General features: G+C 66.4%; 22 protein-coding genes. 9 read left to right on the forward strand and 13 right to left on the reverse strand.

Annotated elements, in window-relative coordinates; all coding sequences use genetic code 11:
- The first annotated feature begins 28 nt into the window (after window positions 1–28).
- Both mmuM and J2X98_RS09820 read left to right on the forward strand, forming a co-directional pair.
- On the forward strand, window positions 29–961 hold the full coding sequence (gene mmuM, locus J2X98_RS09815; protein WP_307307259.1) for a homocysteine S-methyltransferase: 933 nt from the start codon (window positions 29–31) through the stop codon (window positions 959–961).
- A gap of 54 nt (window positions 962–1,015) precedes the next feature.
- The gene (locus J2X98_RS09820; protein ID WP_307307262.1) at window positions 1,016–1,366 is read left to right on the forward strand and encodes a DUF3846 domain-containing protein; all 351 of its coding nucleotides are present in this window, start codon (window positions 1,016–1,018) and stop codon (window positions 1,364–1,366) included.
- A 2-nt stretch (window positions 1,367–1,368) separates the two neighbouring features.
- Here the strand turns inward: J2X98_RS09820 and J2X98_RS09825 are convergent, their stop codons facing one another.
- Window positions 1,369–1,917 (reverse strand): dihydrofolate reductase family protein, encoded by a 549-nt coding sequence (locus J2X98_RS09825; protein ID WP_307307265.1) that lies wholly within the window; start codon window positions 1,915–1,917, stop codon window positions 1,369–1,371.
- 223 nt (window positions 1,918–2,140) lie between these two features.
- Between J2X98_RS09825 and J2X98_RS09830 the strand changes: the two genes are divergently transcribed.
- Complete coding sequence (locus J2X98_RS09830) at window positions 2,141–2,632, forward strand: hypothetical protein (RefSeq protein WP_307307267.1); 492 nt, start codon at window positions 2,141–2,143, stop codon at window positions 2,630–2,632.
- Window positions 2,633–2,659: 27 nt separating this feature from the next.
- Here the strand turns inward: J2X98_RS09830 and J2X98_RS09835 are convergent, their stop codons facing one another.
- Together J2X98_RS09835 and J2X98_RS09840 are read right to left on the reverse strand one after the other, a co-directional pair.
- Window positions 2,660–4,831, reverse strand: coding sequence for a putative bifunctional diguanylate cyclase/phosphodiesterase (locus tag J2X98_RS09835; RefSeq protein ID WP_307307270.1), 2,172 nt, complete (start codon window positions 4,829–4,831; stop codon window positions 2,660–2,662).
- A gap of 152 nt (window positions 4,832–4,983) precedes the next feature.
- Window positions 4,984–5,253, reverse strand: a complete 270-nt coding sequence (locus tag J2X98_RS09840) for a GlsB/YeaQ/YmgE family stress response membrane protein (protein WP_141161250.1) — start codon at window positions 5,251–5,253, stop codon at window positions 4,984–4,986.
- 178 nt (window positions 5,254–5,431) lie between these two features.
- Between J2X98_RS09840 and J2X98_RS09845 the strand changes: the two genes are divergently transcribed.
- Complete coding sequence (locus J2X98_RS09845) at window positions 5,432–6,295, forward strand: HAD hydrolase family protein (protein ID WP_307307276.1); 864 nt, start codon at window positions 5,432–5,434, stop codon at window positions 6,293–6,295.
- A 35-nt stretch (window positions 6,296–6,330) separates the two neighbouring features.
- Here J2X98_RS09845 and J2X98_RS09850 read toward each other — a convergent pair whose 3' ends face one another.
- Window positions 6,331–7,704, reverse strand: coding sequence for a UDP-glucose dehydrogenase family protein (locus tag J2X98_RS09850; protein ID WP_307307279.1), 1,374 nt, complete (start codon window positions 7,702–7,704; stop codon window positions 6,331–6,333).
- Window positions 7,701–8,858: a glycosyltransferase family 4 protein gene (locus tag J2X98_RS09855; RefSeq protein ID WP_307307282.1), complete on the reverse strand. Its 1,158-nt coding sequence runs from the start codon at window positions 8,856–8,858 to the stop codon at window positions 7,701–7,703. The genes J2X98_RS09850 and J2X98_RS09855 overlap by 4 nt, the downstream gene beginning before the upstream one ends.
- 259 nt (window positions 8,859–9,117) lie before the next feature.
- Here J2X98_RS09855 and J2X98_RS09860 point away from each other — a divergent pair, with 259 nt between their 5' ends.
- Together J2X98_RS09860 and J2X98_RS09865 are read left to right on the forward strand one after the other, a co-directional pair.
- Window positions 9,118–9,975: a DUF2382 domain-containing protein gene (locus J2X98_RS09860; protein ID WP_141940512.1), complete on the forward strand. Its 858-nt coding sequence runs from the start codon at window positions 9,118–9,120 to the stop codon at window positions 9,973–9,975.
- A 431-nt stretch (window positions 9,976–10,406) separates the two neighbouring features.
- Window positions 10,407–11,723, forward strand: a complete 1,317-nt coding sequence (locus J2X98_RS09865; protein ID WP_307307287.1) for a cell division protein PerM — start codon at window positions 10,407–10,409, stop codon at window positions 11,721–11,723.
- Between the two features lie 14 nt (window positions 11,724–11,737).
- Here the strand turns inward: J2X98_RS09865 and J2X98_RS09870 are convergent, their stop codons facing one another.
- The gene (locus tag J2X98_RS09870; RefSeq protein WP_141940514.1) at window positions 11,738–12,169 is read right to left on the reverse strand and encodes a hypothetical protein; all 432 of its coding nucleotides are present in this window, start codon (window positions 12,167–12,169) and stop codon (window positions 11,738–11,740) included.
- Between the two features lie 39 nt (window positions 12,170–12,208).
- Here J2X98_RS09870 and purN point away from each other — a divergent pair, with 39 nt between their 5' ends.
- Window positions 12,209–12,790, forward strand: a complete 582-nt coding sequence (gene purN, locus J2X98_RS09875; protein WP_307307290.1) for a phosphoribosylglycinamide formyltransferase — start codon at window positions 12,209–12,211, stop codon at window positions 12,788–12,790.
- Between the two features lie 121 nt (window positions 12,791–12,911).
- Here purN and J2X98_RS09880 read toward each other — a convergent pair whose 3' ends face one another.
- On the reverse strand, window positions 12,912–14,264 hold the full coding sequence (locus J2X98_RS09880) for an MFS transporter (protein ID WP_307307294.1): 1,353 nt from the start codon (window positions 14,262–14,264) through the stop codon (window positions 12,912–12,914).
- Between the two features lie 142 nt (window positions 14,265–14,406).
- Between J2X98_RS09880 and purH the strand changes: the two genes are divergently transcribed.
- Window positions 14,407–16,092: a bifunctional phosphoribosylaminoimidazolecarboxamide formyltransferase/IMP cyclohydrolase gene (purH, locus tag J2X98_RS09885; RefSeq protein WP_307307298.1), complete on the forward strand. Its 1,686-nt coding sequence runs from the start codon at window positions 14,407–14,409 to the stop codon at window positions 16,090–16,092.
- A 66-nt stretch (window positions 16,093–16,158) separates the two neighbouring features.
- Here the strand turns inward: purH and J2X98_RS09890 are convergent, their stop codons facing one another.
- On the reverse strand, window positions 16,159–16,287 hold the full coding sequence (locus tag J2X98_RS09890) for a hypothetical protein (RefSeq protein ID WP_307307301.1): 129 nt from the start codon (window positions 16,285–16,287) through the stop codon (window positions 16,159–16,161).
- Between the two features lie 22 nt (window positions 16,288–16,309).
- Window positions 16,310–17,287, reverse strand: coding sequence for a trypsin-like serine peptidase (locus tag J2X98_RS09895; RefSeq protein ID WP_307307305.1), 978 nt, complete (start codon window positions 17,285–17,287; stop codon window positions 16,310–16,312).
- 331 nt (window positions 17,288–17,618) lie between these two features.
- Between J2X98_RS09895 and J2X98_RS09900 the strand changes: the two genes are divergently transcribed.
- Complete coding sequence (locus tag J2X98_RS09900) at window positions 17,619–19,838, forward strand: NADP-dependent isocitrate dehydrogenase (RefSeq protein ID WP_307307309.1); 2,220 nt, start codon at window positions 17,619–17,621, stop codon at window positions 19,836–19,838.
- Window positions 19,839–19,935: 97 nt separating this feature from the next.
- On the opposite strand, the gene J2X98_RS09905 is transcribed toward J2X98_RS09900, so the two are convergent.
- The 4 genes from J2X98_RS09905 to J2X98_RS09920 form a co-directional block, all read right to left on the reverse strand.
- Window positions 19,936–20,430: a hypothetical protein gene (locus J2X98_RS09905; protein WP_141940520.1), complete on the reverse strand. Its 495-nt coding sequence runs from the start codon at window positions 20,428–20,430 to the stop codon at window positions 19,936–19,938.
- Window positions 20,427–21,704, reverse strand: coding sequence for a serine/threonine-protein kinase (locus J2X98_RS09910; protein WP_307307313.1), 1,278 nt, complete (start codon window positions 21,702–21,704; stop codon window positions 20,427–20,429). Before J2X98_RS09910 ends, J2X98_RS09905 begins: the two co-directional genes overlap by 4 nt.
- Window positions 21,705–21,989: 285 nt before the next feature.
- On the reverse strand, window positions 21,990–23,288 hold the full coding sequence (locus tag J2X98_RS09915; protein ID WP_307307316.1) for a hypothetical protein: 1,299 nt from the start codon (window positions 23,286–23,288) through the stop codon (window positions 21,990–21,992).
- A gap of 88 nt (window positions 23,289–23,376) precedes the next feature.
- Window positions 23,377–24,342: a hypothetical protein gene (locus J2X98_RS09920; RefSeq protein ID WP_307307319.1), complete on the reverse strand. Its 966-nt coding sequence runs from the start codon at window positions 24,340–24,342 to the stop codon at window positions 23,377–23,379.
- Between the last annotated feature and the right edge of the window lie 140 nt (window positions 24,343–24,482).

Consider the following 24,482-nt stretch of genomic DNA (forward strand, 5'->3'; position numbering starts at 1 on the left):
AACTTACTGTCGATCCCCGGGAGCCACCATGACCCACCGTGAATCCCTGTCCGGTCTCATCGCTCGCCGGGCGGCGCTGGTCTCCGACGGGGCCCTTGCCACGGAGCTGGAAGCCCGCGGCTGCGACCTGAACGACTCCCTGTGGTCCGCCAAGGTCCTCCTCGAAAAACCCGCACTGATCCGGCAGGTACACCGGGATTACTTTGCTGCCGGCGCGGACATCGCCACCACGGCCAGCTACCAGGCCACGCCCCAGGGTTTCGCCGCGCGGGGTTTGGGCCGGGAGGAAGCCCTGGGGCTGGTCGCGCTGTCCGCCAGGCTGGCGGATGAGGCAAGGCAGGAGTACCTGGCGGACCATCCGGACGCCGGGCCCCTGCTGGTTGGCGGCTCCGTTGGCCCGTATGGCGCCTATCTCGCAGACGGTTCCGAGTACAGGGGGGACTACGCCCTCACCCCGGGGGAGTTCGAGGACTTCCATGCCCCCCGCATAGCAGCGCTGGTTGATGCCGGGGCGGACTTCCTCGCCTTCGAGACGCTGCCTTCCTTCGCCGAAGCGAAGGCGCTGATGGAGCTCGGCCGGGCATCCGGCGTCGACACCTGGTTCTCCTTTTCACTGCGCGACGGCGGCCACATCAGCGACGGGACACCGCTGGCCAACGTGGCGCAGCTGGTGGACGGACAGGCCCACGTCGCGGCGGTGGGGGTGAACTGCGTGCCGCTTAATCTGGTGGGACCGGCGCTCGCTGTCCTGCGCAGGCACACGGACAAACCGCTGGTGGCGTATCCCAATTCGGGGGAGAGCTACGACCCAACCACCAAGACGTGGAACGAGGTCCGGACCGCAGCCCCTTCAAGCCTTGCCGGCAGTGCCGGGGAATGGCTGGCACTGGGTGCCCGCATCGTGGGCGGCTGCTGCCGGACCACGCCGCGGGACATCGCGCACTTGGCCGCACATGCATAGCAGCCGGGAACACCGGGCTCTCCATAGGTGTTAAAAGCTATGGAGAAGAGAACGATGGACAGCAGAACTTACACAGCACTTGTAGTACCGGCCGCCAATTCGGAGCCCATCCGCATTGGGCAGGTGGACCCGGATCCCCACGCTCTGGAAGCTCTCGTGGGCGGCCCTCTGGAGTCGGTGATCCGCGGCGACTGGCATGTCTACCTGAACGCGGAAAGCGTCACGATGCTCCTCCCGGTAAACTTCCGCGCCGGGCAGATGATGCATGAATGCGGCCTGGACCTTGACGGGATCCGTGGCACCGCGGTGTTCCTGGGCCGCGGCGAACACGGTGCGGAGGCGGACATCCCCGACCACCTGGCCACGCTTGCCGGCGAACTGTTCGGCGCACAGCTGGCTGCCTGAGCCTACGCCCGTACCCCGTAAGTGCTCAGGACGTTGCCCTTGCTGGTGGTCTTCTGGTCCTGCAGCACCAGACGGGTCAATGGGTCGCCGTCTTCAAACAAGCGGCGGCCGGTCCCCGCGATGACCGGATGGGTCATCAGCTGCAGCGAGTCCAGCAGGCCGGCGAACAGCAGCTGCCGCACCACCGAGATGCTTCCACACACCGCAATTTCCCCACCCTCGCGCTCCTTCAGGCGCCCTACGAACTCCTCCAACGGCGCATCCATCAACTGTGAATTCCGCCACTCCAGCGGCCCGCTCAGGGTGCGCGAGGCGACGAACTTTTCCACCGGGTTGATGAAGGCTGCAAAGTCCTGGTCTGCGGAGGCGTTCGGCCAGTAGCTTGCCCATTCCTGATAGCTGACACGGCCCAGCACCACGGTGTCCACCGTGTTCATCATCCGCGCAAGCCCCGCGCCGAGTTCGTCGTCGAAGCTGTCGAACTGGAACTTGAACGGTTCGGACACCACTCCGTCCACGGAGTGGAACAGGCCGGCAGTGACGTTGCGCATGGAGCCTCCAAAAGTTTGAGCGGACAGGCCTTACGGTATTGGGCCCGGTGCCATCCGGGAAGGCTTTTGGGTTTCCTTTCCGGCCAGTAAGGCGTACGACGGCGGGTGGTCGCGTTAGCTTCATCACTCGCCGTGTTGCCTTGCCCGGTTTCGTCCCGGCAGGGCCCCATACTGGTCTTTGAACGGCTTTATTGCCGTCCCCCGGCCAGGCAGGAGGAAGTGCATGGAAACCCTGAAAAAAGTCGTGACCAACCAGTATTTCCCTGCCGGCGCCGTACTGACTGGCGTGCTGCTGTTCTGGGCGGTAGGCATGCTGGGCGGACTGTCCCTGCTCAACAACAACCAGCCGCCGCTGACCACCCTCACCTGGCTGCTGTTCGTCTACGCCGCCGCCGTGCTGACCCCCATCGCCGGGTTGCTGGCCGCCGCGGACCTGCTGCGCCGCTGGCGCCGCAACCGTGCTGCCGCACACAGCCCCGCAAGCTCCGCCGTCGAGGCAGCCGCCCCCATCCAGGAAAGCGTCACTGTCCAGGAAGCCAGCACTGTCCAGGGCACCAGTGCCGAACCTGCTGCCACGCCGCCGCGTGATGCGGCGCCGTCGGATTCCGTCCCTCACACATCTGGGCAGGGCGGACCTTCTGCGGGTGCTTCCCAGCCCGCATCCCCATCGTCCGCGCCTGCAAAGACGCCGCGGCCTGGCCGCAAGGCAGCCTAGTACCGGACCCCTCTCCCGGTCTTCCTGCTACCGCCCCTTCAAGGCGTTGAGCGCCTCTTCGGCGTGGTGGAGGGCGTGGCCAAGCCGTTCGCCAGGCTCCGGCAGAGAAAACAGGTAGCCCTGCAGGGAGTCGCACTCCAGGGCCGCGAGATAGTCCGCCTGTGCCGCCGTCTCGATTCCCTCGGCCGTGACGGTGAGGCCCAGGCTGTGGGCCATGTTGATCATGGAGCTGAGGATGGGCAGGCGCTCGTTGCCGGTCCGGACCATCGACACGAATGTCCTGTCGATTTTGACCGTGTCCACCGGGAGGTCCTGCAGCCGGCCCAGCGAGGAGTAGCCGGTGCCGAAATCGTCCAGCGCTACCCGGGCCCCCGCGTCCCGCAAGGTGCTCAGCTGCTGGATCAGGCTGCAGTCGTCGTCGAAGAACACGCTCTCGGTCACCTCAAGGACCAGCTGGTAGGGCGCCACGCCGCTGGCTTCGGCCAGCCGCAGGACGGTACCGGCGAATTCCGGTTCCTGGAGCTGGACGCCGGAGACGTTCACTGCCAGGGACCGTGAGGGATCCTCGTTGAGCCACCCCGCCAGCTGCACCATCCCGACGGCCATCACTTCGGTGCCGATCTCGCCGATCAGCCCGGTGCGTTCGGCAAGGGGGATGAAGATCGACGGCGGCACCCGTTCGCCACCGCGGTCCCACCTGGCCAGCGCTTCAAACTGGACCACCTGCCCCATGCGGTGCGAAACGATCGGCTGGAAGTCGACGGCAATTTCGTTGCGGGAGACGGCGAGCTGCAGCCCGCTTTCCATGTGCGTACGCTGCACCAGCGCCTGCATCATGTCCGGATGGAACCGCAGGAAGCGGTTCTTGCCGGCAGCTTTGGCGGCGTACATCGCGATGTCCGCGTGCCGCAGCAGTTCGGAGGGGCCCATGCTGTCCTGGCCGAGCGAGGCCACGCCAAGGCTCAGGCTGGGACGCTGGACCGTGCCGTTGATGGTCACGGGCACATGCAGGCAGCGGACAATACAGGCCGCGATCGCGTCGGCGTCCGGGCAGGCGGTCAGCAGCACCACGAACTCGTCGCCGCCCAGCCGTGCCACCACGTCTGCAGTGGGGACGCAGCCGCGGAGCCGGCGTGCCACTTCAATCAGCATGTCATCGCCGGCCTGGTGGCCCAGGATGTCATTGACTTCCTTGAAGTCATCCAGGTCCAGGAGCAGGACATCCACCGTCTTCAGCCGCGGTTCCTGCAGAGCCTCCGACAGGGCGTCATTGAAGACAGCCCTGTTGGCGAGTCCGGTCAGGGGGTCCTGGAAGGCCATGGCGCGCAGTTTTTCAGCCTGCACCGCAAGGTCCATCATGGCCCGGTGCGCCTGTTCCTGCGCTCTCCTCCTGGGCGTGACATCGCGGAAGCTCCACACCCTGCCAACGATCCTGGTGCCCACCCGCTGAGGCCGGGAGTAACGCTCGAAGGTACGGCCGTCGTTGAGCTCCACCACGTCGTGGCTTTCGGCTGCTGGATCACCCTGGACTTCGCCCAGCCGGGCCGTGAAGGATTCAGGGTCGGCCACCTGCTCCATGACCAGCCGCAGCGCAGGCTCCTCACTGTCCGCCTCCATGACGTCAGGTGGAAGCCGCCACATGGAGAGGAATTGTTCATTGAAGCCGGCCACGCGGCCGTCGGTGCCTATCACCAGGATGCCGTCCGCAGTTGATTCCAGGGTGGCCGTCAGCAGTGACATGGCCTCACGGAGGTTGGCGTCGGCGGCCTTGCGGTGGGCTGTTCCGCGGGCAGACAGCACCAAGCGGGCACCGGGCGGGTCCGCTTGGGCCGTATGGGAATCCGGCGCCCAGGCCACGCCTGTCCGGGGGAGGAGGGCGGCGGCCACTTCCAGCGGGAACTCGGTTCCGTCCCTCCGCAGCCCCTGAACCTCACGCGGTGGCGGAGAAGCTTCCGGCTGCCTGAGGACCTCCTGCAGCAGTTGGCCCACCTCTTCGCGGAATCCCTCGGCGATCAGGAGCCGGTGGTCCAGGCCGGTAAAGGCATCCCGCTGCAAACCGAAGAGCCTGGCTGCTGCAGCGTTCGCTGCCAGGACGGTGCCGTCAGCGGTCAACGCGAGCAGCGCGTCCGGGCTGGCGTCCAGGACCACCCCAAAACTCTGTAATGCCACATTGTTGCCATGCTCCAGAAAACCGGTCATTGCACCACCCCTTCGCCATCATAAACGGCGATGGCATCAATTGGGCATGAATGCGGAACGGCAAACAGGCCTTGTGGATGCTTAACGTAAAAAGCGCCGTCCTCCCATCTGGAGCCCGGCGCTTCTTACTGATGATTTTATTCGTGGAGCGGCTATACCCTGCGGCCGCTGCGGTTCGTGACGGCGCCGTAGATCAGCAGGACGATGATGGAGCCAAGGATTGCCAACAGCCAGGTCCTGAGGTCGAAGAACTCTGCCAGGCCGCCGCCGAAGATCAGCGATCCGATCCAGCCGCCCAGGATGGCCCCGACAACGCCCAGGACCATGGTCACTACCCAGCCGCCGCCTTGGCGCCCCGGCAGGATGGCCTTTGCAATGGCTCCAGCAATCAGGCCCAAAATGAGAAATCCGATAATGCCCATGTTGCCACTCCTTGTCAGTCAGTTGTGCCGGGTCCCCATTTCCGGTTCCATCATTCAATCAGCAGGCTTACTATTCTGCAAGACTTTGAATATCACAGGATGGCTGTCACTTTCCGTCACCAATATGCACTTCGCCCGTATGATGGCAACCTCTGCAGCAAACCCAAGGAGCACAGGAATGCCCAGCCGCACCGCCAGGTCCCGTGCCATCTTCCTTGACATTGACGGGACCTACGCCGACCACGGACTCGCCCCCGAAGCCCACGTGGATGCCGTGCGTACCGCCCGGCGGCTTGGCCACCTCGTCTTTGTCTGCACGGGCCGGCCGCTGGCCATGGTTCCCGGCCACATCCTGGAGGCCGGCTTTGACGGCACTGTCACGGGCGCCGGCGCCCGGGTGGAGGTCCACGGCGAGATCCTCAAAGATGCACGTTTCGAGCCGGAACTGGCAGCGCGCATTGTGGCGGCCCTGGATGCCCACAACGCCGCCTACATCCTGGAAGCCCCGGAGGCCCTGTACGGACGCACCGGGGTGGACCGGCGGCTCAGGGAAGTGCTTGGTCCCATCTTCGCCGGGCGCCCGCAGCATGACGGGATTCTCAGCACGGACGTGGATCCGCTCGAGGACATCCTGGGACCGATGCGGTACAGCGACGACCTGCGGTCAACCTCGTACGCAAAGATCTCCTGCTTCGATTCTCCTGTGCCGCTGGGCCGGGTGATGGACGACTTTGGCCCGGAAGTTGGACTGATCCCCAGTTCACTGTCCGCCCTGGGCGAGCGCGCGGGGGAGATTTTCATGGCGGGCATCCACAAGGCGGTGGGCATCCGAGTGGTGGAAGAACGCCTGGGCCTGGACCGCGCGGACATCGTGGCCATCGGTGACAGCGCCAACGACATCGAAATGCTTGAGTACGCTGGCGTCGGCATCGCGGTGGAAGGCGGCCATCCCGCTGTGCTTGCCGTGGCGGACCGGGTCACCGCCCCGCCAGCCGGCAACGGCGTTGCGGCGGCCTTCGCCGAACTGGGACTCCTGGGGTAGGTCCGGAACCCGTCCCCGCTGCACGGGGCCGGGCGTCAGCGGGCCGCCGCTGCCGTCAGGCCGCCCGAAGTGGCCGCGGTTCCCAGGCCGCGCACCACCCAGCCCTCTTCCTGCCAGGCAGCGGCATCCAGCACATTCCTCGCGTCCAGGACCACCCGCCGCCGCACCAGCTGCCCTGCCGTGGCCGGGCACAGGTGGCGGTACTCGTCCCATTCGGTTAACAGCAGCACCAACTCAGCGTCCTGGAGCGCCTTCTGCGTGGAAGACTCGAAGCGGAGGCCGGGATGGCGCAGCCACGCATTGTTCACGGCCTTGGGGTCGGTGACGGTGACATGGGCCCCGGCGGCGGCCAGCCGGTCCGCGACATCCAGGGCAGGGGAGTCCCGGATGTCGTCGGTGTCGGGTTTGAAGGCCGCGCCCAGGACGGTGACCGCACGCCCGGCCACGGACCCGCCGCACAGTTGCGCAGCCAGGCCGACCGTGCGCATGCGCTGGCCAACGTTCACCGCATCCACCAGGCCCATCCAGTCCTCCACGGCGGATATGCCCAGCGTGGCAGCCTGCGCCCGGAAGCTGCGGATGTCTTTGGGCAGGCAGCCGCCGCCGAAACCAAGCCCTGCGTGGAGGTAGCGGCTGCCGATCCTTGGGTCCAGCCCCATGGCCTCACTGAGTTCTGTGACGTCGGCGCCGGCCGCGTCGCACAGGCCGGCGACTGCATTGATGAAGCTGACCTTGGTGGCGAGGTACGCGTTGGCGGCGGACTTGATGAGCTCTGCCGTGGCGAAGCTGCACACCAGCCGCGGGATGCCGGCGGCGAGCAGCGGTCCATAAACCGCATCCAGCGCAGCCGTCACCCCCAGCGCTGCGCCGGTGGCCGGGTGGAAGGCTGCGGGCCGGCCGCCTTCCACGCCATACACCAGCCGGTCCGGCACCAGCGAGTCCTTCACCGCGGTGCCCTGCCGCAGGAATTCAGGGTTCCAGCCGAGCAGCACGTCCGGCCGGGTGGCCAGTTCGCCGCGGAGCATTTCCACGGTGCCTACTGGCACCGTTGATTTACCGACGACGACGGCGCCCGCGGCCAGGTGCGGAAGCAGCGCTTGGGTGGCGGAGACCAGGTAGGTGAGGTCTGCGGCGTCGGAAGTCTTTCCCTGCGGGGTCCCCACGCACAGGAAATGTACCTGCGCGTCCCTGGCGTCCGCAGGGTTGGTGGAGAACCGCAGCCTGCCGCTGGCCCTGCCGTCCCGGAGGAGTTCGTCAAGGCCGGGCTCGTGGAAGGGCGCTACGCCCCCTGCCAGGTGCTGCACCTTGCCCGGGTCCACGTCGACTCCAACCACTGTGTGGCCCATGGAGGCCAGCGTTGCAGCGTGGACAGCGCCCAGGTAGCCGCAGCCGATCACGGAAATTTTCACAGCTGTGCCCCCTTGCGGCTGGTTGGGCAGGCCACCGCGGGAACGGCCGCGACGGCGTCCTGGTAGTGCTGGACCAGGTCAGCGCAGAGCGCCGGCCATGTCCTGCCCTGCACTGAGGCGTGCGCTGCCGCCGCGAATGCCCGGCGCTTGGCGTCGTCACCCACCAGGTCCTGGACGCGGGAACGCATCGCGGACAAGTCCCCGGGCTCGTAGAGCCATCCGGTCCGCGAATTTTCCACCAGGTCGAGGGGGCCGCCGCGCCCCGTGGCCACCACCGGCACCCCTGATGCCATGGCCTCCTGGATGGTCTGGCAGAAGGTTTCGAACTCGCCGGGATGGACGAACAAATCGAAGGACGCCATGGCCCGGGCCAGGTCGTCGCCGCCGAGGAACCCGGTGAACAGGGCGCCCGGGAGTGCGTCCCTGAGGATCGCGTGCTGGGGCCCATCGCCGACAACCACCAGCTTTGTGTTGGGGATGCCGGTGAGGGCGGCAAGGTCCTCCACCTGCTTTTCTACGGCGAGCCTGCCCACGTAGCCGATGATCCGTTCACCATTGGGGGCCACCGTGGCCCGCCAGCCGGCGTCGCGCTTTTCCGGCGAGAACCGCGCCGTGTCCACGCCCCGGCGCCACATCCGCACCCTGGGTATGCCCCTGCCGCGCAACTGGTTCAGCGCGAACGTTGAGGGCACCAGCGTGCGCGTGGCCAGCAGATGGATGTTCTCCACCCGCGTCCACGCCCAGTTTTCCAGGAAGGGGACCCCGTACCGTGCAGCGTAGCTGGGAACCTCGGTTTGGTAGACCGCTACTGTGGGAATGCCCAGCTGGTCCGCAGCCTGGGCGGCCCGCCAGCCCAGGACGAACGGCGAGGCAAGATGCACCACGTCAGGTGCGTACTCGGCAAGGATTCGCTTGACCCGGTACACACCTCCCAGTGCCACCCGCACGTTCGTGTAGCCGGCCAGCGGAACGGCCGGAAGCCTGTGAACCTCCGCTCCCTTCACCTGGGCGGCCGCCTCGCCGTCATGGGCCGAAGGGGCGATGACAAGCACCTCGTCGCCGCGCTCCTGAAGGTGGTCCAGGACCCGCAGGATGGAATGGGTGACGCCGTTCATCAACGGCAAAAAAGATTCTGCAACGATTGCGATCCTCACCCCTCAACCGTGGGCGCTTTCCCTGAAATGGCGGGGGAGGAAGCGTTACCCGGAGGAAAAGGCCGGATGAACAACTGCTCACTCTCCCCAAAGAAAATTACTAAGTAGGCTTGGCATTTGATGCTAAGCATGCTTACGGTAGTGGGGCAGTCAGCGCAGAGCCTCAAGCAGCCGGGGCGGAGGCCGGATGTCGGGAGATTGCCCCGGTCCGGAATATCCACTGCTGGCCCCCAGTGCAAAGACAATCCAAGGAGACGTCATGCTTAACAGGGAAAACCTTGAAAACCTGCTCACCAAGGGCGGCAACGTTGTCGGTTCCGACGGCACCAAGATCGGTTCGATTGGACAGCTGTACGCAGACGATGACACGGGTGAGCCCACATGGGTCACCGTCAAGACGGGCCTTTTCGGCACCTCTGAATCCTTCGTCCCCGTCGAGGGCGCCCACAACCAGGGCGAGGACCTGGTGGTTCCGTTCTCCAAGGAACATGTCAAGGACGCCCCCCGCGTGGATGCGGACGGCCACCTCAGCCCTGAGGAAGAGGACCGGCTGTACACGTACTACGACCGTGGCGCACGCACCTACAGTGAAGCCCAGTCCGGCACTGCCGGCGACGTGGACCTTCAGGGCGACGCCGACCTGAACGCGGGGACGCCTACTGCCGGTATTGGTGCAGGACGCGATACCTACGACCGCGACACCGAGGCCCGCGGGGCAGTGGGGCACGATACGTCCGGCCCCACGACGGACGATGCCATGACGCGCTCCGAGGAGCAGCTGCACGTTGGCAAGGAGCGCGAAGCCACCGGCCGGGCGCGCCTGCGGAAGTATGTCACCACGGAGAATGTCACCAAGACCATTCCCGTGGAACGTGAAGAAGTCCGGATCGAGCGCGAACCGATCACGGACGCCAACCGCGGCTCGGCCCTCGACGGGCCCGCCATCAGCGAGGAAGAGCATGAGGTGGTCCTGCACGAGGAGCGCCCCGTGGTGGAGAAGGAGGCCGTTCCGGTGGAGCGGGTCCGCCTGGACAAGAACGTTGTCAGGGACGACGTCACGGTCAACGAGGACGTCCGCAAGGAAAACATCGAAACGGACGGCGACACCCGCCGCTGATCCGGCAGGGATTCACCCCCGCCGGCGGGCAGGCTGACTGGATCAGCACCCCCGACACGGTGAACGGCGCCGGGAGCCTACTTGGAGGCTCCCGGCGCCGTCGCGTTTAAAGACGCTGGTGCAGCCGCGCTGGAAGCGGCGGCTGCACCAGCCAGTAGGACGAATATCTTCAGAACTTACGGTTCATCTCTCATTCGCGGCTCCTGTTTTCCCGGCTTACGGCAATCCGGGCCTTCGCTGGCGCCGGGCGGCCGGCGGCCAGCAGAAATCGCGGTACCCCCTCGGCGGGGCGGCGGGTGTTGGCTTCTACCAATTTTACGGCCGGCCCCAGGAAAAAGCGCCGACGGGCCGGGCGTTCGATTGCGATCAGTACGGCCGCGGAGCCTGTCGTTCGCGGGCGCGGCGCACCCTCCGTGACACCATGGAACACGATGAAACTGCGCGCTGATCAGACCGGAGACCGTGGCCTTCCCATGCCCTTGTGGCTGCAGGGGGCCCTTGAAACGGCGCAGGCGGCCGTCATCTCCGCGCTGGTGGTGGTGGCGCCCATCGTTGCCGTGTGGGCCACCGCCGGTTTCCAGAACGGGCAGTTCGAGGTGCTCGCCCGGCTGGCCGGCCAGTCCTGGCTCCTGGTCCATGGCGTGCCGCTTGGGCTTTCGGGGGCAGGGCCCGCCACTGCGAGCCATGGCGGCTCGGGCGTCCTGAGCCTGATTCCCCTGGGCCTCACCCTGATCCCGTTCCTTCTCGCATGGCGTGCCGGCCGCCGGCTCGCCCGTGCCTCCTACACGGACCAGTTATGGCAGGCGTTGCTCGGTTCGTGGGCGGTTTACGCGGCCTTCGGCGTCGCTACCGGCTTCGTTTGCCGCACTGCCGACGTCGCCATCAATCTCTGGTACGCCATGCTGGTTCCCCTGATTCCATACGGGCTGGGCATGGTGGTTGGCGCCCGGCGGGAAGCAGGCTCCTGGAGCCGGCTCATCGGCGTCGACGCCGTGGACTGGATCTCCCGCACCAGCCAGCATTCGCGCTGGGCCGGCTCGTATTTGGCATCGGCCGTGAAAGCAGGATTCGTGGCGGCGGTTTCGGCGCTGACCCTCGCCGCAGCTTTGCTGGCCGTGGACCTGTTCATCCACTGGAACCTCGTGGTCTCCGTCTACGAGGCGCTCGGAGCCGGACCCGTGGGAGGCGCCGCCCTCACCATCGCGCAGCTGGGCTTCCTGCCCAACCTGGTGGTCTTTGCCCTGGCGTGGACGTCCGGGGCTGGTTTTGCGATGGGGGCCGGTTCCCAGGTCGGTCCGCTGGCCACCGCCGTCGGGCCGCTCCCGTCCATTCCTGTCCTGGCGGCCATCCCCTCGGGACCCCTGGGCTACGCGTTCGTCGCCCTGATCGTTCCGGTGCTTGCAGGGGTCATGGCAGGCTGGTGGTTCCTCCGGGAGGGTGAGAACCACTTCGACGAGTGGCTCGCCATCAAGGTGCATGCCCGTTGGTTCACGGCAACCCTCTCCACCCTGGTGCTCGCTGCGCTCGTGGGGGTGGCGGCGGGCCTGCTGACGGCCTGCCTGGCATGGATCGCCAGGGGATCAGCCGGCCTCGGGCGCCTGACCGACATCGGCCCCGACCCCCTGTGGACTGGACTCTGGGTGGCCGCAGAGGTGGGTGTCGGCGTCATGATCGGTTACGCAGCGGGACCATGGCTGGAACGGGAGAAAACAGCAGGCTCGGAACGGCACGGGGAACTGGTCCATTAGGGACCACTCCGCGGCTAGCGGACCTTCGTGGGCAGGACGTTCTGGAACTGCACCATGCAGGCATGGGAGGCCCGGTCCGTCAGCGCCCGTCCCAGGCAGGCCTGGTAGTCGCGCACCTGGTCGAACAGGACCATTGTGGTGACGATCAGCAGCACCATGACCGCGGCCACCACCAGGCCGGAAATGGTGCCCACGAGAATCAGCTTGGATTCCTTCAACCGGGTGGCCCGCACCAGGAGGACCGCTCCCAGGACCAGGCTCGCTGCGGTAAGCAGCGCTGTCAGCCACAGATAACCGACGTCCAGCTGGTACACGAAGAACGAACCAAGGACCGAGACCACGAACGTCCGGAACAGTGCGTGGGTCTTGGCCAGGGAGGCCTTCGCCGCGTCGCTGAGCGGGGGCTTCAGCTGCTGCTGCCCGCTCCGGCCCGGTTCGCTGTTCATGGTTTCCAGCGTACGCGAGCCTGCACCTAAGCTGGACCAATGCGTATCGTCGTCCTCGTTTCCGGAACCGGGTCCAATCTCCAGGCAGTCATCGACGCCGTCAAGGCAGGGGAGCTGGATGTTGAGATCGCGGCCGTGGGCGCCGACCGCCAGGGAACCTACGGCGTGGAACGGTCGGCCGCCGCCGGCATCCCCACCTTTGTGGTGGACTTCAGGGCCTATCCGGACCGCGCCGACTGGAACGCCGCGCTCACCGAGGCCGTGGCCGCCTACCGGCCCGACGTGGTGGTGTCCTCCGGGTTCATGCGGATCGTCAGCCCGGACTTCATCGGGGCGTTCAACGGCAAGTACCTCAACACCCACCCCGCCCTGCTCCCGGCCTTCCCCGGAGCCCACGGTGTGCGGGACGCGATGGCGTACGGGGTGAAGGTCACCGGCTGCACCGTGCACTGGGCCGACGCCGGCGTTGACACAGGACCCATCATTGCCCAGGAAGCCGTGGCCATCGGGGACACCGACACCGAGGAAACCCTGCACGAACGCATCAAGGTGGTGGAGCGACGGCTCCTGGTGTCCACGCTGGCCGCGTTGGCCGCAGACCCCGCGTACTCCGCCGCCTAGCGCCCCTTTGCCACGCGCATCCTCACTTCCAGGGGGCGTATTACTTTGCGCGCCCTAAATAAGGTGCGCGAAAGGGAACGTGCGCGTCCAAAATGGATCAGCGAGTCGCAGTGGACGAAGGCTACTGCAGCCGGCGCCGGCGTGTCTCGGGGGAGAAGAACGCCATCCACAGCACGGACGCCAGGACCAGCGCACCGGCCAGGGTGAATGAAGTGGCCAGGCCGAGCTCGGGCCAGAAGTAATTAGCGAAGACCAGCGGCCCAAAGCCTGCGCCCAGGCGGGAGAACGTTGAGGCCCAGCCGAACCCGGTCCCGCGCAATTCCGTGGGGTACAGCTCGGACACGTAGGCGTACAGGACCGGGATGGCCACCTGCACCACGAACCCGAACACCAGCAGCCAGAACACCGCGGCCGTGGGGATGTCCACTACGAACGCCACGATCACCAGGATCAGCGCAGACAGCGGCCCCGTGATTGCCAGGATCCACTTGCGGCCAACCCGCTCCACCAGGAGTGCCGCCACCACTACTCCCAGGAATCCGACGGCGGCCATGGACGCCGTGGTGACGAAGGCTTTGTACTCGGCGAATCCCGCGCCGATCAGGATCCGCGGCATCCACGTCAGGGACAGGTAGTACACCAACAGGATGCTGAAGAAGAGGGCCCAGGCCGTGGCGGTGATTCTCCAGTTGAACTGCCAGACCGAGCGCAGCTGGGTCCAGGCGCTGCCGGCCGAGAGCCGCGGCACGTCCCTGGCGTCGGGGAGGCTGTAGGCCCGTGCCTCCGCCCCTGTGGCTTCCGCCAGCCCGTCAATGATCCGGGCCGCTTCCTCCCGCCGGCCCTTGCGGATGAGGAACAGCGGAGACTCCGGCACGCTGCGCCGGACCCAGAAGACCAGGAGCGCGGGCAGCACCATCACCAGCAGGGTCAGCCGCCAGTCGCCCGAGAGGGCCACCAGTCCGGCCGAGACGAACCCGGCGAGGGCGGCGCCCACCGGCCACCAGCCATCCATCGCCGTCAGCACCCTGCCGCGCTGTTTCCGCGGCGTGAACTCGCCCACCAGTGCGTAATCCACGGGGATGCAGCCGCCCAGTCCGAAGCCGGCCAGGAACCGGAAGACGCAGAACCAGATGAAGTCAGGGGAGAACGCGCCCAGCACGGTGAACACCGAGAACAGCAGCAGGGTTGCGGTGAAGGCCTTCCGGCGACCCACTGTGTCCGCGATGGTTCCCCAAATAAAGGCACCCAGGGCCATGCCGATGAGGTTGGATGTTCCCACCCAGGCGGCCTCGCCGGCGGAGAGGGACCAGTGCTTGGACAGGAGGGGAATCAGGATGCCGTTGAGTGTCACATCCCAGGCGTCGAACATGAAGCCAAGGCCCCCCACCAGAAAAATCCTGCCCTGGACTTTCCATCGCCAGGGAAGTTCCTGGACCACCTGTTCGCCGCTGGGCACAGTGGTGTAAGTGTTCATCGCCGCCTCCTGTTGAAACTCTAGCCGGGCCCCGCCGCGTTCACACTCCGGAGGACGCACGGGGCAACCGCGCCCTTCGCGATAAACTGGCCGTATCCCCACCAACCGCGGCCGTGGTCCGCGAGATAAGACGGAGACATTTGTGAGCTTCACGCAGCATGAGCGCGTATCCATTGACCGTGTACCCATCCGCCGGGCCCTGATCTCGGTTTACGACAAGACCGGCCTGGAGGATCTCGCCAAGGGCCTGCATGCAGCGGGCGTGAAGCTCGTGTCCACCGGTTCCACTGCCAAGAAGATTGCCGCCGCAGGCATCCCCGTGCAGGAGGTGGAGGAAGTCACCGGTTCGCCCGAGATGCTGGACGGCCGCGTCAAGACCCTCCACCCGCGCGTCCACGGAGGCATCCTGGCCGACCGGCGCGTTCCGGCGCACATGGAGACCCTGGCCAGCATGGACATTGAGGCCTTCGACCTGGTGGTGGTAAATCTCTACCCGTTCGTGGAGACCGTCAAGTCCGGTGCCGCGCAGGACGATGTGGTGGAACAGATCGATATTGGAGGCCCCGCCATGGTGCGGTCGGCAGCCAAGAACCACGCCGCCGTCGCCATTGTGGTGGACCCGTCCTTCTACGGCCAGGTCGTGGAGGCTGCCGCAGCAGGCGGCTTCGACCTGAAGACCCGGCGCCGCCTCGCCGCCAAGGCCTTCGCGCACACCGCTGCCTACGACAACGCCGTGGCCACCTGGACCGCAAACCAGTTCCTGGACGAGGACGGCGACGGCGTCATCGACTGGCCCGCCTACGCCGGCCTGTCCCTGGAACGCTCCGAGGTCCTGCGCTACGGCGAGAACCCGCACCAGCAGGCTGCGCTGTATGTGGACAAGACTGCGCCGGTGGGCATTGCCCAGGCAGACCAGCTGCACGGCAAGGCCATGAGCTACAACAACTTCGTTGACGCCGACGCTGCCCTTCGCGCCGCCTACGACTTCAGCGAACCCGCCGTCGCCATCATCAAGCACGCCAACCCCTGCGGCGTTGCCGTGGGTTCCGCCGATGCCGCCGACCCCATCGCTGATGCCCACGCAAAGGCCCACGCGTGCGATCCCGTTTCCGCGTTCGGCGGCGTCATCGCTGCCAACCGCACGGTAACCGCCGGCATGGCCAACACCGTCAAGGACATCTTCACCGAGGTTGTCATCGCCCCCGGCTTCGAGCCCGAGGCCGTGGAAATCCTCTCCAAGAAGAAGAACATCCGCCTCCTGGCCCTGCCCGAGGGCTACGGGCGCTACCCCACAGAGTTCCGCCAGGTCTCCGGCGGCATGCTGGTCCAGGTCACCGACAAGGTGGACGCCGACGGCGACAACCCCGCCAACTGGACCCTCGCCGCGGGCGAGGCCGCGGATGAGAAGACCCTCGCGGACCTCGCCTTCGCCTGGACCGCGTGCCGGGCCGCGAAGTCCAACGCCATCCTCCTTGCAGAGAACGGTGCCGCGGTCGGTATCGGCATGGGCCAGGTCAACCGCCTGGATTCCTGCCGGCTGGCTGTGGAGCGGGCCAACACCCTTGGCGTGACGGTAGAGTCCGACGTCGAAGGTGCCGGCGGTGCCTCCAACGCCGACACGAGCGGCGCACCCGAGCGTGCCCGCGGTGCCGTGGCAGCTTCGGACGCGTTCTTCCCGTTCGCCGACGGCCTTCAGATCCTGATCAACGCCGGCGTCCGCGCCGTCGTCCAGCCCGGCGGCTCCGTGCGCGATGAGGAAGTCATCGCCGCCGCCAACGCGGCCGGCATCACCATGTACTTCACGGGTGCCCGGCACTTCTTCCACTGAAAGTCCAAACAGCCGACGGCGCCCGTCCCCTGTGCAGGGGACGGGCGCCGTCGTCGTTGTGCTTGCTTAGTCCTGGTCCTCAGGGGGTTCCGGCTGGGGGAGACGAATTTCCCGGGGCTTGGCTTCCGCCATCCGCTCTTCCGTCCAGTACTCGAGGACTTCTTCGGGGGACTGGTTCAGGTCTGTGTGGCTCACGGAACCCTCGTCGGGCTGCGGTTTAGGAGGCTGCTGCAAGGTTGAAGGCCTTCTGGATGGTCGCGCCCCAGTACGGGCCGTACATCACGGCTGAGCCGTTGTAGCCGTAGCTGTTGATGGAATTCTGCAGGCCATCGGAGCCGGTGGTGGAGTCCGTCTGGATGAACCAGGGACCGCCCGAGGAACCGCCGGTCATGTCGCAGGGGATGCCCTGCGTGCCGAACTGGGGATTGTTGGTGTCCTTCGTGGCTTTGCCGGTGCAGCTCCACAGGGACGTGCCGTCGAACGGTGAGGCCTGCGGGTAGCCGTAGGCCTTGTAAGTCAGCCCATAGGCTTGGTTGAAGGCAGTGCCGGAACCGCCAACGACGTCAGTGAGCAGCTCGCCCTTGCTGTCCGGGTTGACCACGGCGAAGCCGGTGTCGTAGGTCATGTCGCCGTTGGATACCCACTCGGTGGGGGCATACAAAGCCTTGGCGGTCCACTTGCCGTACGGCGCCGCGCCGTTGTCGTACGCCGGCACGAAGACGAAATTGGTGGCATACGCGCCGCTCTCATTCACGCAGTGCCCGGCGGTGGCTACGGTGCTGTGGTTACCCGAGGTGACAGCGTTGCCGGAGCACACATAGTTGGTGGTACCCATGGTGAAGAAGACCTTGCCGATGTGTGAAACGGGGCTTTCACTCTGTGCGATCCTGGGCTTGCCCTTGGTCCCCTTGGTGGTTGTGGCCTTGCCCTTTTCCACGAGAAGAGGGTTTGAGCGGTTGCCGCGTTCCAGCGCCTTGCCGGCCAGCGTGTCGCCAGGCACTGCAGCCTGCATGCGCTCAGGAGTCCAATAGTCTGCTGCGCCGCTGGCGTCCACTGCGACGCTGGCGATGGACGGGGTGGCCTTCCCGTCGGACGGGGCCGCCGCGGCCGAGGCCCCACCAGCCGAAACGAGCGCAAGTGCGGCGGCGGCCGAGAGAGTGAGGAGGCCGGAGGCCAGAGACCTTGTGCGTGTCATTGTTGTCCTGTCTGAACGGGGTTGGGCCCGGGATCGGGAGTGACTCAGCGAATTTATCGTTACCCGGCAAGTTTGTACACAGTAATGAGATACCAGAAACGGCCTTAAGTCCCTTCCGGCGTGTCCTTGCGCGGGTCGGTGACGACGGCGGGTCCGGGCACCCGGGTGCCCCGGGGCGCCGTCGGACTTCTCTATCGCTGTAATCCGGCTCTCAAGCGCGGTAACGCGGGAGGCCCGTTAAGGTTCGAACCGTCGTCCTCGGGTAAGTTGTACATGGTGAAATAGACCGAATTTTTCACAACCAAGCCGACCCACAGGGAGACGCCCGCGCATGTCCAAGATTATCTACACCCACACCGACGAAGCGCCGATGCTGGCTACCTATTCGTTCCTGCCGATCATCGAGGCCTTCGCTTCGACAGCAGGTGTGGAGGTGGAGACCCGCGACATTTCGCTCGCCGGCCGCATCATCGCCGTCTTCGGTGACTACCTGACCCCCGAGCAGCAGATCGGTGACGCCCTTGCTGAACTCGGTGAGCTGGCGAAGACGCCGGAAGCCAACATCATCAAGCTGCCCAACATCAGCGCCTCCATCCCGCAGCTGAAGGCGGCCATTGCAGAGCTGCAGGGCCAGGGCTACGCGCTGCCGGATTACCCGGACAACCCGTCTTCCGATGAGGAAACCGCCATCCGCTCGCGCTACGACAAGATCAAGGGCTCCGCCGTGAACCCGGTCCTGCGTGAAGGCAACTCGGACCGCCGCGCACCCCTGTCCGTCAAGAACTACGCCCGCCAGAACCCACACTCCATGGGCGCCTGGACCCCCGACTCCAAGACCAACGTGGCCACTATGGGCCAGAACGACTTCCGCTCCAACGAGAAGTCCGTGGTCATCGAGTCCGAAGGAACCATCTCCATCCAGCTGGTCCGCGAGGATGGCTCGGTGAAGGTCCTGAAGAAGGCTTTCCCTGTCCTGGCCGGCGAGGTCATCGACGGCACCGTGATGCGCGCCGCCGCACTGGACGAATTCCTCAAGGCCCAGGTGGCCCGCGCCAAGGAAGAAGGAGTGCTGTTCTCCGCACACCTGAAGGCCACCATGATGAAGGTCTCGGACCCCATCATCTTTGGCCACGTGGTCAAGGCCTATTTCTCCGAACTGTTCGAGACCTACGGCAAGCAGCTCGCCGCAGCCGGCATCAGCCCCAACAACGGCCTGGCAGCCATCCTCAGCAGCCTCGAGGACCTGCCCTCGGACGTCCGTGAAGGTGTCCAGAACCTGATCAAGAAGGGCCTGGAAGACGGCCCCGCTTTGGCCATGGTGGATTCCGACAAGGGCATCACCACCCTGAACGTTCCCAGCGACGTCATCGTGGACGCTTCCATGCCCGCGATGATCCGCAGCTCCGGCCACATGTGGGGCCCGGACGGCAAGGAAGCCGACACTCTGGCCGTCCTGCCGGACAGCTCCTACGCCGGCATCTACCAGGTTGTCATCGATGACTGCCGGGCCAACGGCGCCTACGACCCCACCACCATGGGCACCGTCCCCAACGTGGGCCTCATGGCGCAGGCGGCCGAGGAATACGGCAGCCACGACAAGACGTTCGAAATCCAGGAAGCCGGCAAGGTCCAGGTCGTTGACGGCAAAGGCAACGTCCTGATCGAACACGACGTCGTCCCCGGTGATATCTGGCGCGCCTGCCAGACCAAGGACGCCCCCATCCGCGACTGGGTCAAGCTGGCTGTCACCCGCGCCCGCGCCTCGCAGACCCCCGCCGTCTTCTGGCTCGACGAGGAGCGCGCCCACGACGCCAACCTCATCGCCAAGGTCAACGAGTACCTCAAGGAACACGACACGGAGGGCCTGGACATCCAGATCCTGTCCCCGGTCAAGGCCATTGCTTTCACCCTGGAGCGCATCCGCAAGGGTGAGGACACCATCTCCGTCACCGGCAACGTGCTTCGCGACTACCTCACGGACCTGTTCCCCATCCTGGAACTGGGCACCAGCGCCAAGATGCTCTCGGTTGTTCCGCTGATGAACGGCGGCGGGCTCTTCGAGACGGGCGCCGGCGGCTCCGCCCCCAAGCACGTCCAGCAGCTGCTGAAGGAAAACCACCTGCGCTGGGACAGCCTGGGTGAATTCCTGGCCCTGGCCGTCAGCTTCGAGCACCTGGCTACCACCACCGGCAACGCCCGCGCCCAGGTGCTGGCCGACACCCTGGACCGGGCCACCGGCACGTTCCTGCTGGAGAACAAGTCCCCTAGCCGCCGCGCCGGCGAGCTGGACAACCGTGGCAGCCACTACTACCTGGCCCGCTACTGGGCCGAGGAACTGGCCAAGCAGACCGACGACGCCGACCTGGCCGCCGCGTTCAGCTCGGTCGCCGGCGAGCTTTCCGCTAAGGAGGAAACGATTGTGGGCGAGCTGGCCGAGGTGCAGGGCTCTCCGGTGGACATCGGAGGCTACTACCGCCCGGACGACGCCAAGGCTTCGTCCGTGATGCGTCCTTCCGCCACGCTTAACAAGGTCATCGCCAGCCTGAGCTAGCGACGGGCTGCTGCGGCAGCTTTGACATAAAAGAAGCGGTGCTCCGGTCCAAGACCGGAGCACCGCTTCTTTAGTATTTGGTTCTGTCCGCCCGGGGTCAGTTCTTGCCTTTGCCCTTGTCGCTGTTGTTCTTCCCAGTGTCCCCGGCGTTGCCCGGTGCCGGGGCAGGAGCTGCCTGGGACACAGGAGCTTGCGGCGTGGGGGCTGTGCCTTGCGTCGGTTGGCCTGCGGCGTTGGAGGCGTCTTGGGCGGCCTTTGGGGCAGCCTGCTGGGCGGCGAGGATATCGTTCAGGTCAGCACGGACAGCGGTGGCCACAGTGGTGATGCTGCGGCGCCGTTCCTCGGAGACCTGGCCCTTTGACTGCGCCGCCGACAGGTCCGTCTCGAGCCCTTCCAGGGCCTTCAGTGCGGTGGCGGGGTCGTTCTGGGAGGCCGCCGCGGTCACTTCCAGCACCCGCGCCTGGAGTTGCGTGGCGGCTTCGCGCTGCAGCCCGCTGTTGCTCGGGGCGCATCCGCTGAGGACGCTGGCCGCCGCCACAAACGCGAGGCACCCAGTGAGGACGCGGCCGCCGCGACCCGCTGAAAGGGTCACGGCTCCACGCTCTTCTGAAGCTCCTGCAGGTGGTCGCCCAAAACGCCTGTCACCGTGGGGTAGGGCACCACGTCTGCGGGCCGCGCGGAGACGCTCATCATCACCGCTGCGGCGCCTGCGGCAATTACCAGGACACCGATGACAACAGCCAGCCAGACCCGCCGGCTCCATGGAAGTCGGGGCTTCTTAGCGGCCGTGGCCGCGGGCGAAGCGGCTGTGGCCGTCGAAGCAGGGGGCGGGGCAGCAGCTGCGGCCGCCTTCCGGTCGGATACCCCGGCAGGGGATCCGGGAACCATCGCCCCCGTGGCTTCGGCAGCCTCACGCACTTCATCCACTGATTCTTCGGCAGTGATGGTGGGAGGGTGGAAAGGCATCGCCGGCAGGACCCGGGTGGATTCAGGAGCCAGTTCTCCCGGCGTTGATGCTGGGGAAACCAAAGCCTGGCGCAGGGCAGTCTCAATGTCCACAGCATTGGGCCGCTCCAGCGGCTCAATGGCTGTCATGGAACGGATGAGATCCGCCCATTCGGAGGGAACGTCGTCGGGAATCTCCGGGGCGCGGTGGAGCCGGGCCACGGCGGATTCCACCGCGCTGCCGGGATACTCCACGGTGCCCTTGATGCATTCCAGCAGCACCAGGCCCAAGGAGTAGATGTCTGTGGCCGAAGACAGCGGCTTGCCGAGGGCCTGTTCCGGGCTGAGGTAGGCAGCGGTCCCCACCATGGTTCCCGTTGCCGTCAGCCGGGTGGAATCGACGATCCTGGCGATGCCGAAATCCGTGAGCTTGGGTCGCAGCGGCTCGCCCGGACGGATCTGGACCAGGAGGATGTTGCCCGGTTTGATGTCGCGGTGGATGATGCCGAGGCCGTGCACATAGGCCAGAGCATCGGCGATCCCGGCACCAATGACGGCAAGTTCTTCAAGGGGCACCCGGCTGTGCCGTATGCGGCCGCGGAGGTCCTGGCCCTCCACCAGCTCCATGGTCAGGAACGGGCGCGGCTCGTCCGGTATCCGGTCATCAATGCCGGCGTCGAAAAGCGTTACCAGTCCGGGGTGGTTCAGGGTGGCGAGGAGCCGGATCTCGGCTTCCTGCCGTTTCAGTTCCTCGGCATCCGGAGCCTGGGGAGCGAACAGCTTCAGGGCCACATCGCGGCCCAGATTCTCATCGCGGGCGCAGTACACGGAGGACATTCCGCCGCGTCCGATGACGTCACCCAAACGGTAGCGACCGCCGACAACTTCATTCTTGATGGAGCTAGGCGATTCCGCCACCATGACCGTTCCTCCCGGTGCTCTGCGGCACTGTCGTACCTCAAATTATACGGGCGGGACACCGGAACCAGCGATTGACCTAGGCTTTCGCGTGCGACACGCCGACGGTCCGGCGGCGATTCCAAACACTTTCGCCGCCGGACCATTGGCTACAAGGACATGTGTGCTGACGACATGTTTTGTATGGTTGTTTCGTTTCGGGGCTGCCGTCCTCCTTTCTCCAGCCCGCAGGGCGGCCCGCTTCAGGCGCACATTTGCGGGCTGTTCTCCCGTTCCGGAATGGGGCTTCTAGGACACCTTGCGCTTGCGGAGCACCAGCAGTCCGGCAGCCAGGAGCAACAGGGCCACAGGGACCAGGGTGCCGTCCCACCCCGTCTTGGCGAGGCCGGTGTGGGCAGCCCCCGTGGTGGCAAGAGACGAATGACCGCTGGCCGTGGTGTTGCCCGATGCTGTTACGGGGGTGATGGCTCCGCTGACAGCCCTCGAACCGGCCGGTGCTGCCGGGAAATCACCCATCCCTGCCGTCCCGGCATCGCCAATCATGCCCGTCTGATCATTGCCGGCGGTCGTCCCGCTCCCGGTGCCGGCAGTGTCGCCAGGCCCCGGGTCCGTGGTGCCCAAATCGACGGCGCCCGGGTCAAGGGTGCCGGCGTCTCCGATCATGCCGTCACCCGGGGTCGCGGTACCGGGGTCCGTGGTGCCTGGCGTGTTGGTGCCCGGTGTGCCGGTGCTGGTGTCGGCGCCGGCTCCGATGCCCACGTTGATGCCTAGATCGACCGCGGGATCAAGAGCTCCGTTCCCCGCAGTTCCGCTGCCCAACCCGGCGCCAAGGTCTACGGTTGCGGCGAGGGCTGCCGTCGTTGCGTCCGTGGTTCCGGTCCCGGTGGTGGTGCCCCCGAGGCCGAGGTTGACGTCGGCTGTGGCGGCCGGGTCGGTGGTTGCGGTCCCGGTGGTGACCCCGCCGGTCCCGAGGTTTACGGTGGCGGCGAGGTCTGCCGTGGTTGCGTCCGTGGTTCCGGTCCCGGTGGTGGTGGTGCTGCCGAGGCCGAGGCCGAGGTTGACGTCGGCTGTGGCGGCCGGGTCGGTGGTTGCGGGGTCGGTGGTGACCCCGCCGGTCCCGAGGTTTACGGCTGCGGCGAGGTCCGCCGTCGTTCCGTCCGTGGTTCCGGTCCCGGTGGTTGCGCCGCCGAGGCCGAGGTTGACGTCGGCTGCGGCGGCCGGGTCGGTGGTGCCGGTGGTGGTGGGGTTGGTGGTGACCCCGCCGGTCCCGAGGTTTACGGCTGCGGCGAGGTCCGCCGTCGTTCCGTCCGTGGTACCGGTCCCGGTGGTGGTGGTGTTGGTGGTGGTGCTGCCGAGGCCGAGGTTGACGTCGGCTGCGGCAGCGACACCAGTTGAACCGGCCGTCGTTGGGCCGCCCAGCAGGCCCAACGACGTCGACTCGGCGGGTGCCGCTGCCGAGATGAGGGCGGAAGCGGAAAGGTCCGTCCCGCTGGTGGTGTCTGCGGCGTTTGCCGCGGCACAGCCGAAGGCCAGAAGGCCGCCGGCAAAGAGGGTGCTAAGCAGCCCCCTGCGAAGGGTGCAGTTCATGATGGTTCTCCTGAGAAATTGATGTTGTCCGGGCGCAGGTCAGCTGCCCGTATAGCCACGTGCTGCCGGAAGGGGCAGGTGGCCTCAACTAGTCAGGAGAAGAACCGGGGTCGAATGACACCGGTGCAGGGAGGTGCTGGGAAGAGTCGCCGACGGGTATGACGCCGGGGCGATCAAGACCAAGGTCGAAAGGGCTCAGCCATGCTGCGGCACCGGACGGACTGCCGGACGACCCGCTGCTGCCCGTGCCGGATCCGGGGGCCGCGGGGGCCTGTCCGGGGAGGGGAACCGGACCCCCGGTCAATGGCGGCTCCACGGGAGCAGAGGCCGCGGCTATGTTAAAGTGCAGGACGTCCCCCGAGGCGACCGGATCGCTCCGCTCGTGGCCTGCGTTGCTGCCGGCAGGCGCCGCGGCAGTCAAGACTGCCGCAGCCTCGTCCGGCTCCGCGGCCGCCATGGCAATGTCCGCGGCGGCTTCCGGGGCTGACGGGCCGGCATCTGCCGAATCCAGGTTTGCTGCAACGGGAAGTTGCGTGGGCACAACCTCAATTGGCGCATCAGGAACCGCAACGGGCAGCGGAGCGGAACCGGTCAGAAGATCAGAAACCGGCTGCAGCACCGGGTCGAGTACGGGAACGGCTTCGACGGCAGGGGCAACAACACCCTGCGCAACACCTGCCGAGACGTCGTCGACGGCGCCTGCAAGGGGAGCGGATACCGAGGAAACAGATCCCGCAGGAACCACTAGGTTGAGCGCGGGAACTGACGCGATGAGGTTGTCTGCCAGGCCCGAGACGGGCGCTGCAACAGGTTGCAGCACCCCCGGGCCTGCAGCGGTTCCGGCCGGGAAGCCGGCAGGAGCCGGTGACACCGCACCTGAAAGATCCTGGGTCAAGGACGAAACCGAATTGGTGACACCGCCGGGAAGGGGCGGGGAGTCCTGGCCGGTATCGGCAGAGGCAGCGGCGGATGACAGGGTCAGCCAGGTAATCGCCGCAGCCCCCGCCAGGAGCGCCGGGCGCAGGGCACGCCATGGCGAACTCTTACGAGCCATGCGTACCACCCCCCAGTGACCGGCGCAATCGATGCTGCCTAAATCGTAAGACTGCTTATTACCGGAAGTCCAGATGTTGCTCAAGGGATTTTACAAAGCGTGCCGACAGGTATGAAAAGCGTCAACGGCAACGGCACCTC

Origin of the sequence: Pseudarthrobacter enclensis (genome assembly GCF_030811655.1) — a bacterium.
Classification (GTDB): Bacteria; Actinomycetota; Actinomycetes; order Actinomycetales; family Micrococcaceae; genus Arthrobacter; species Arthrobacter enclensis_A.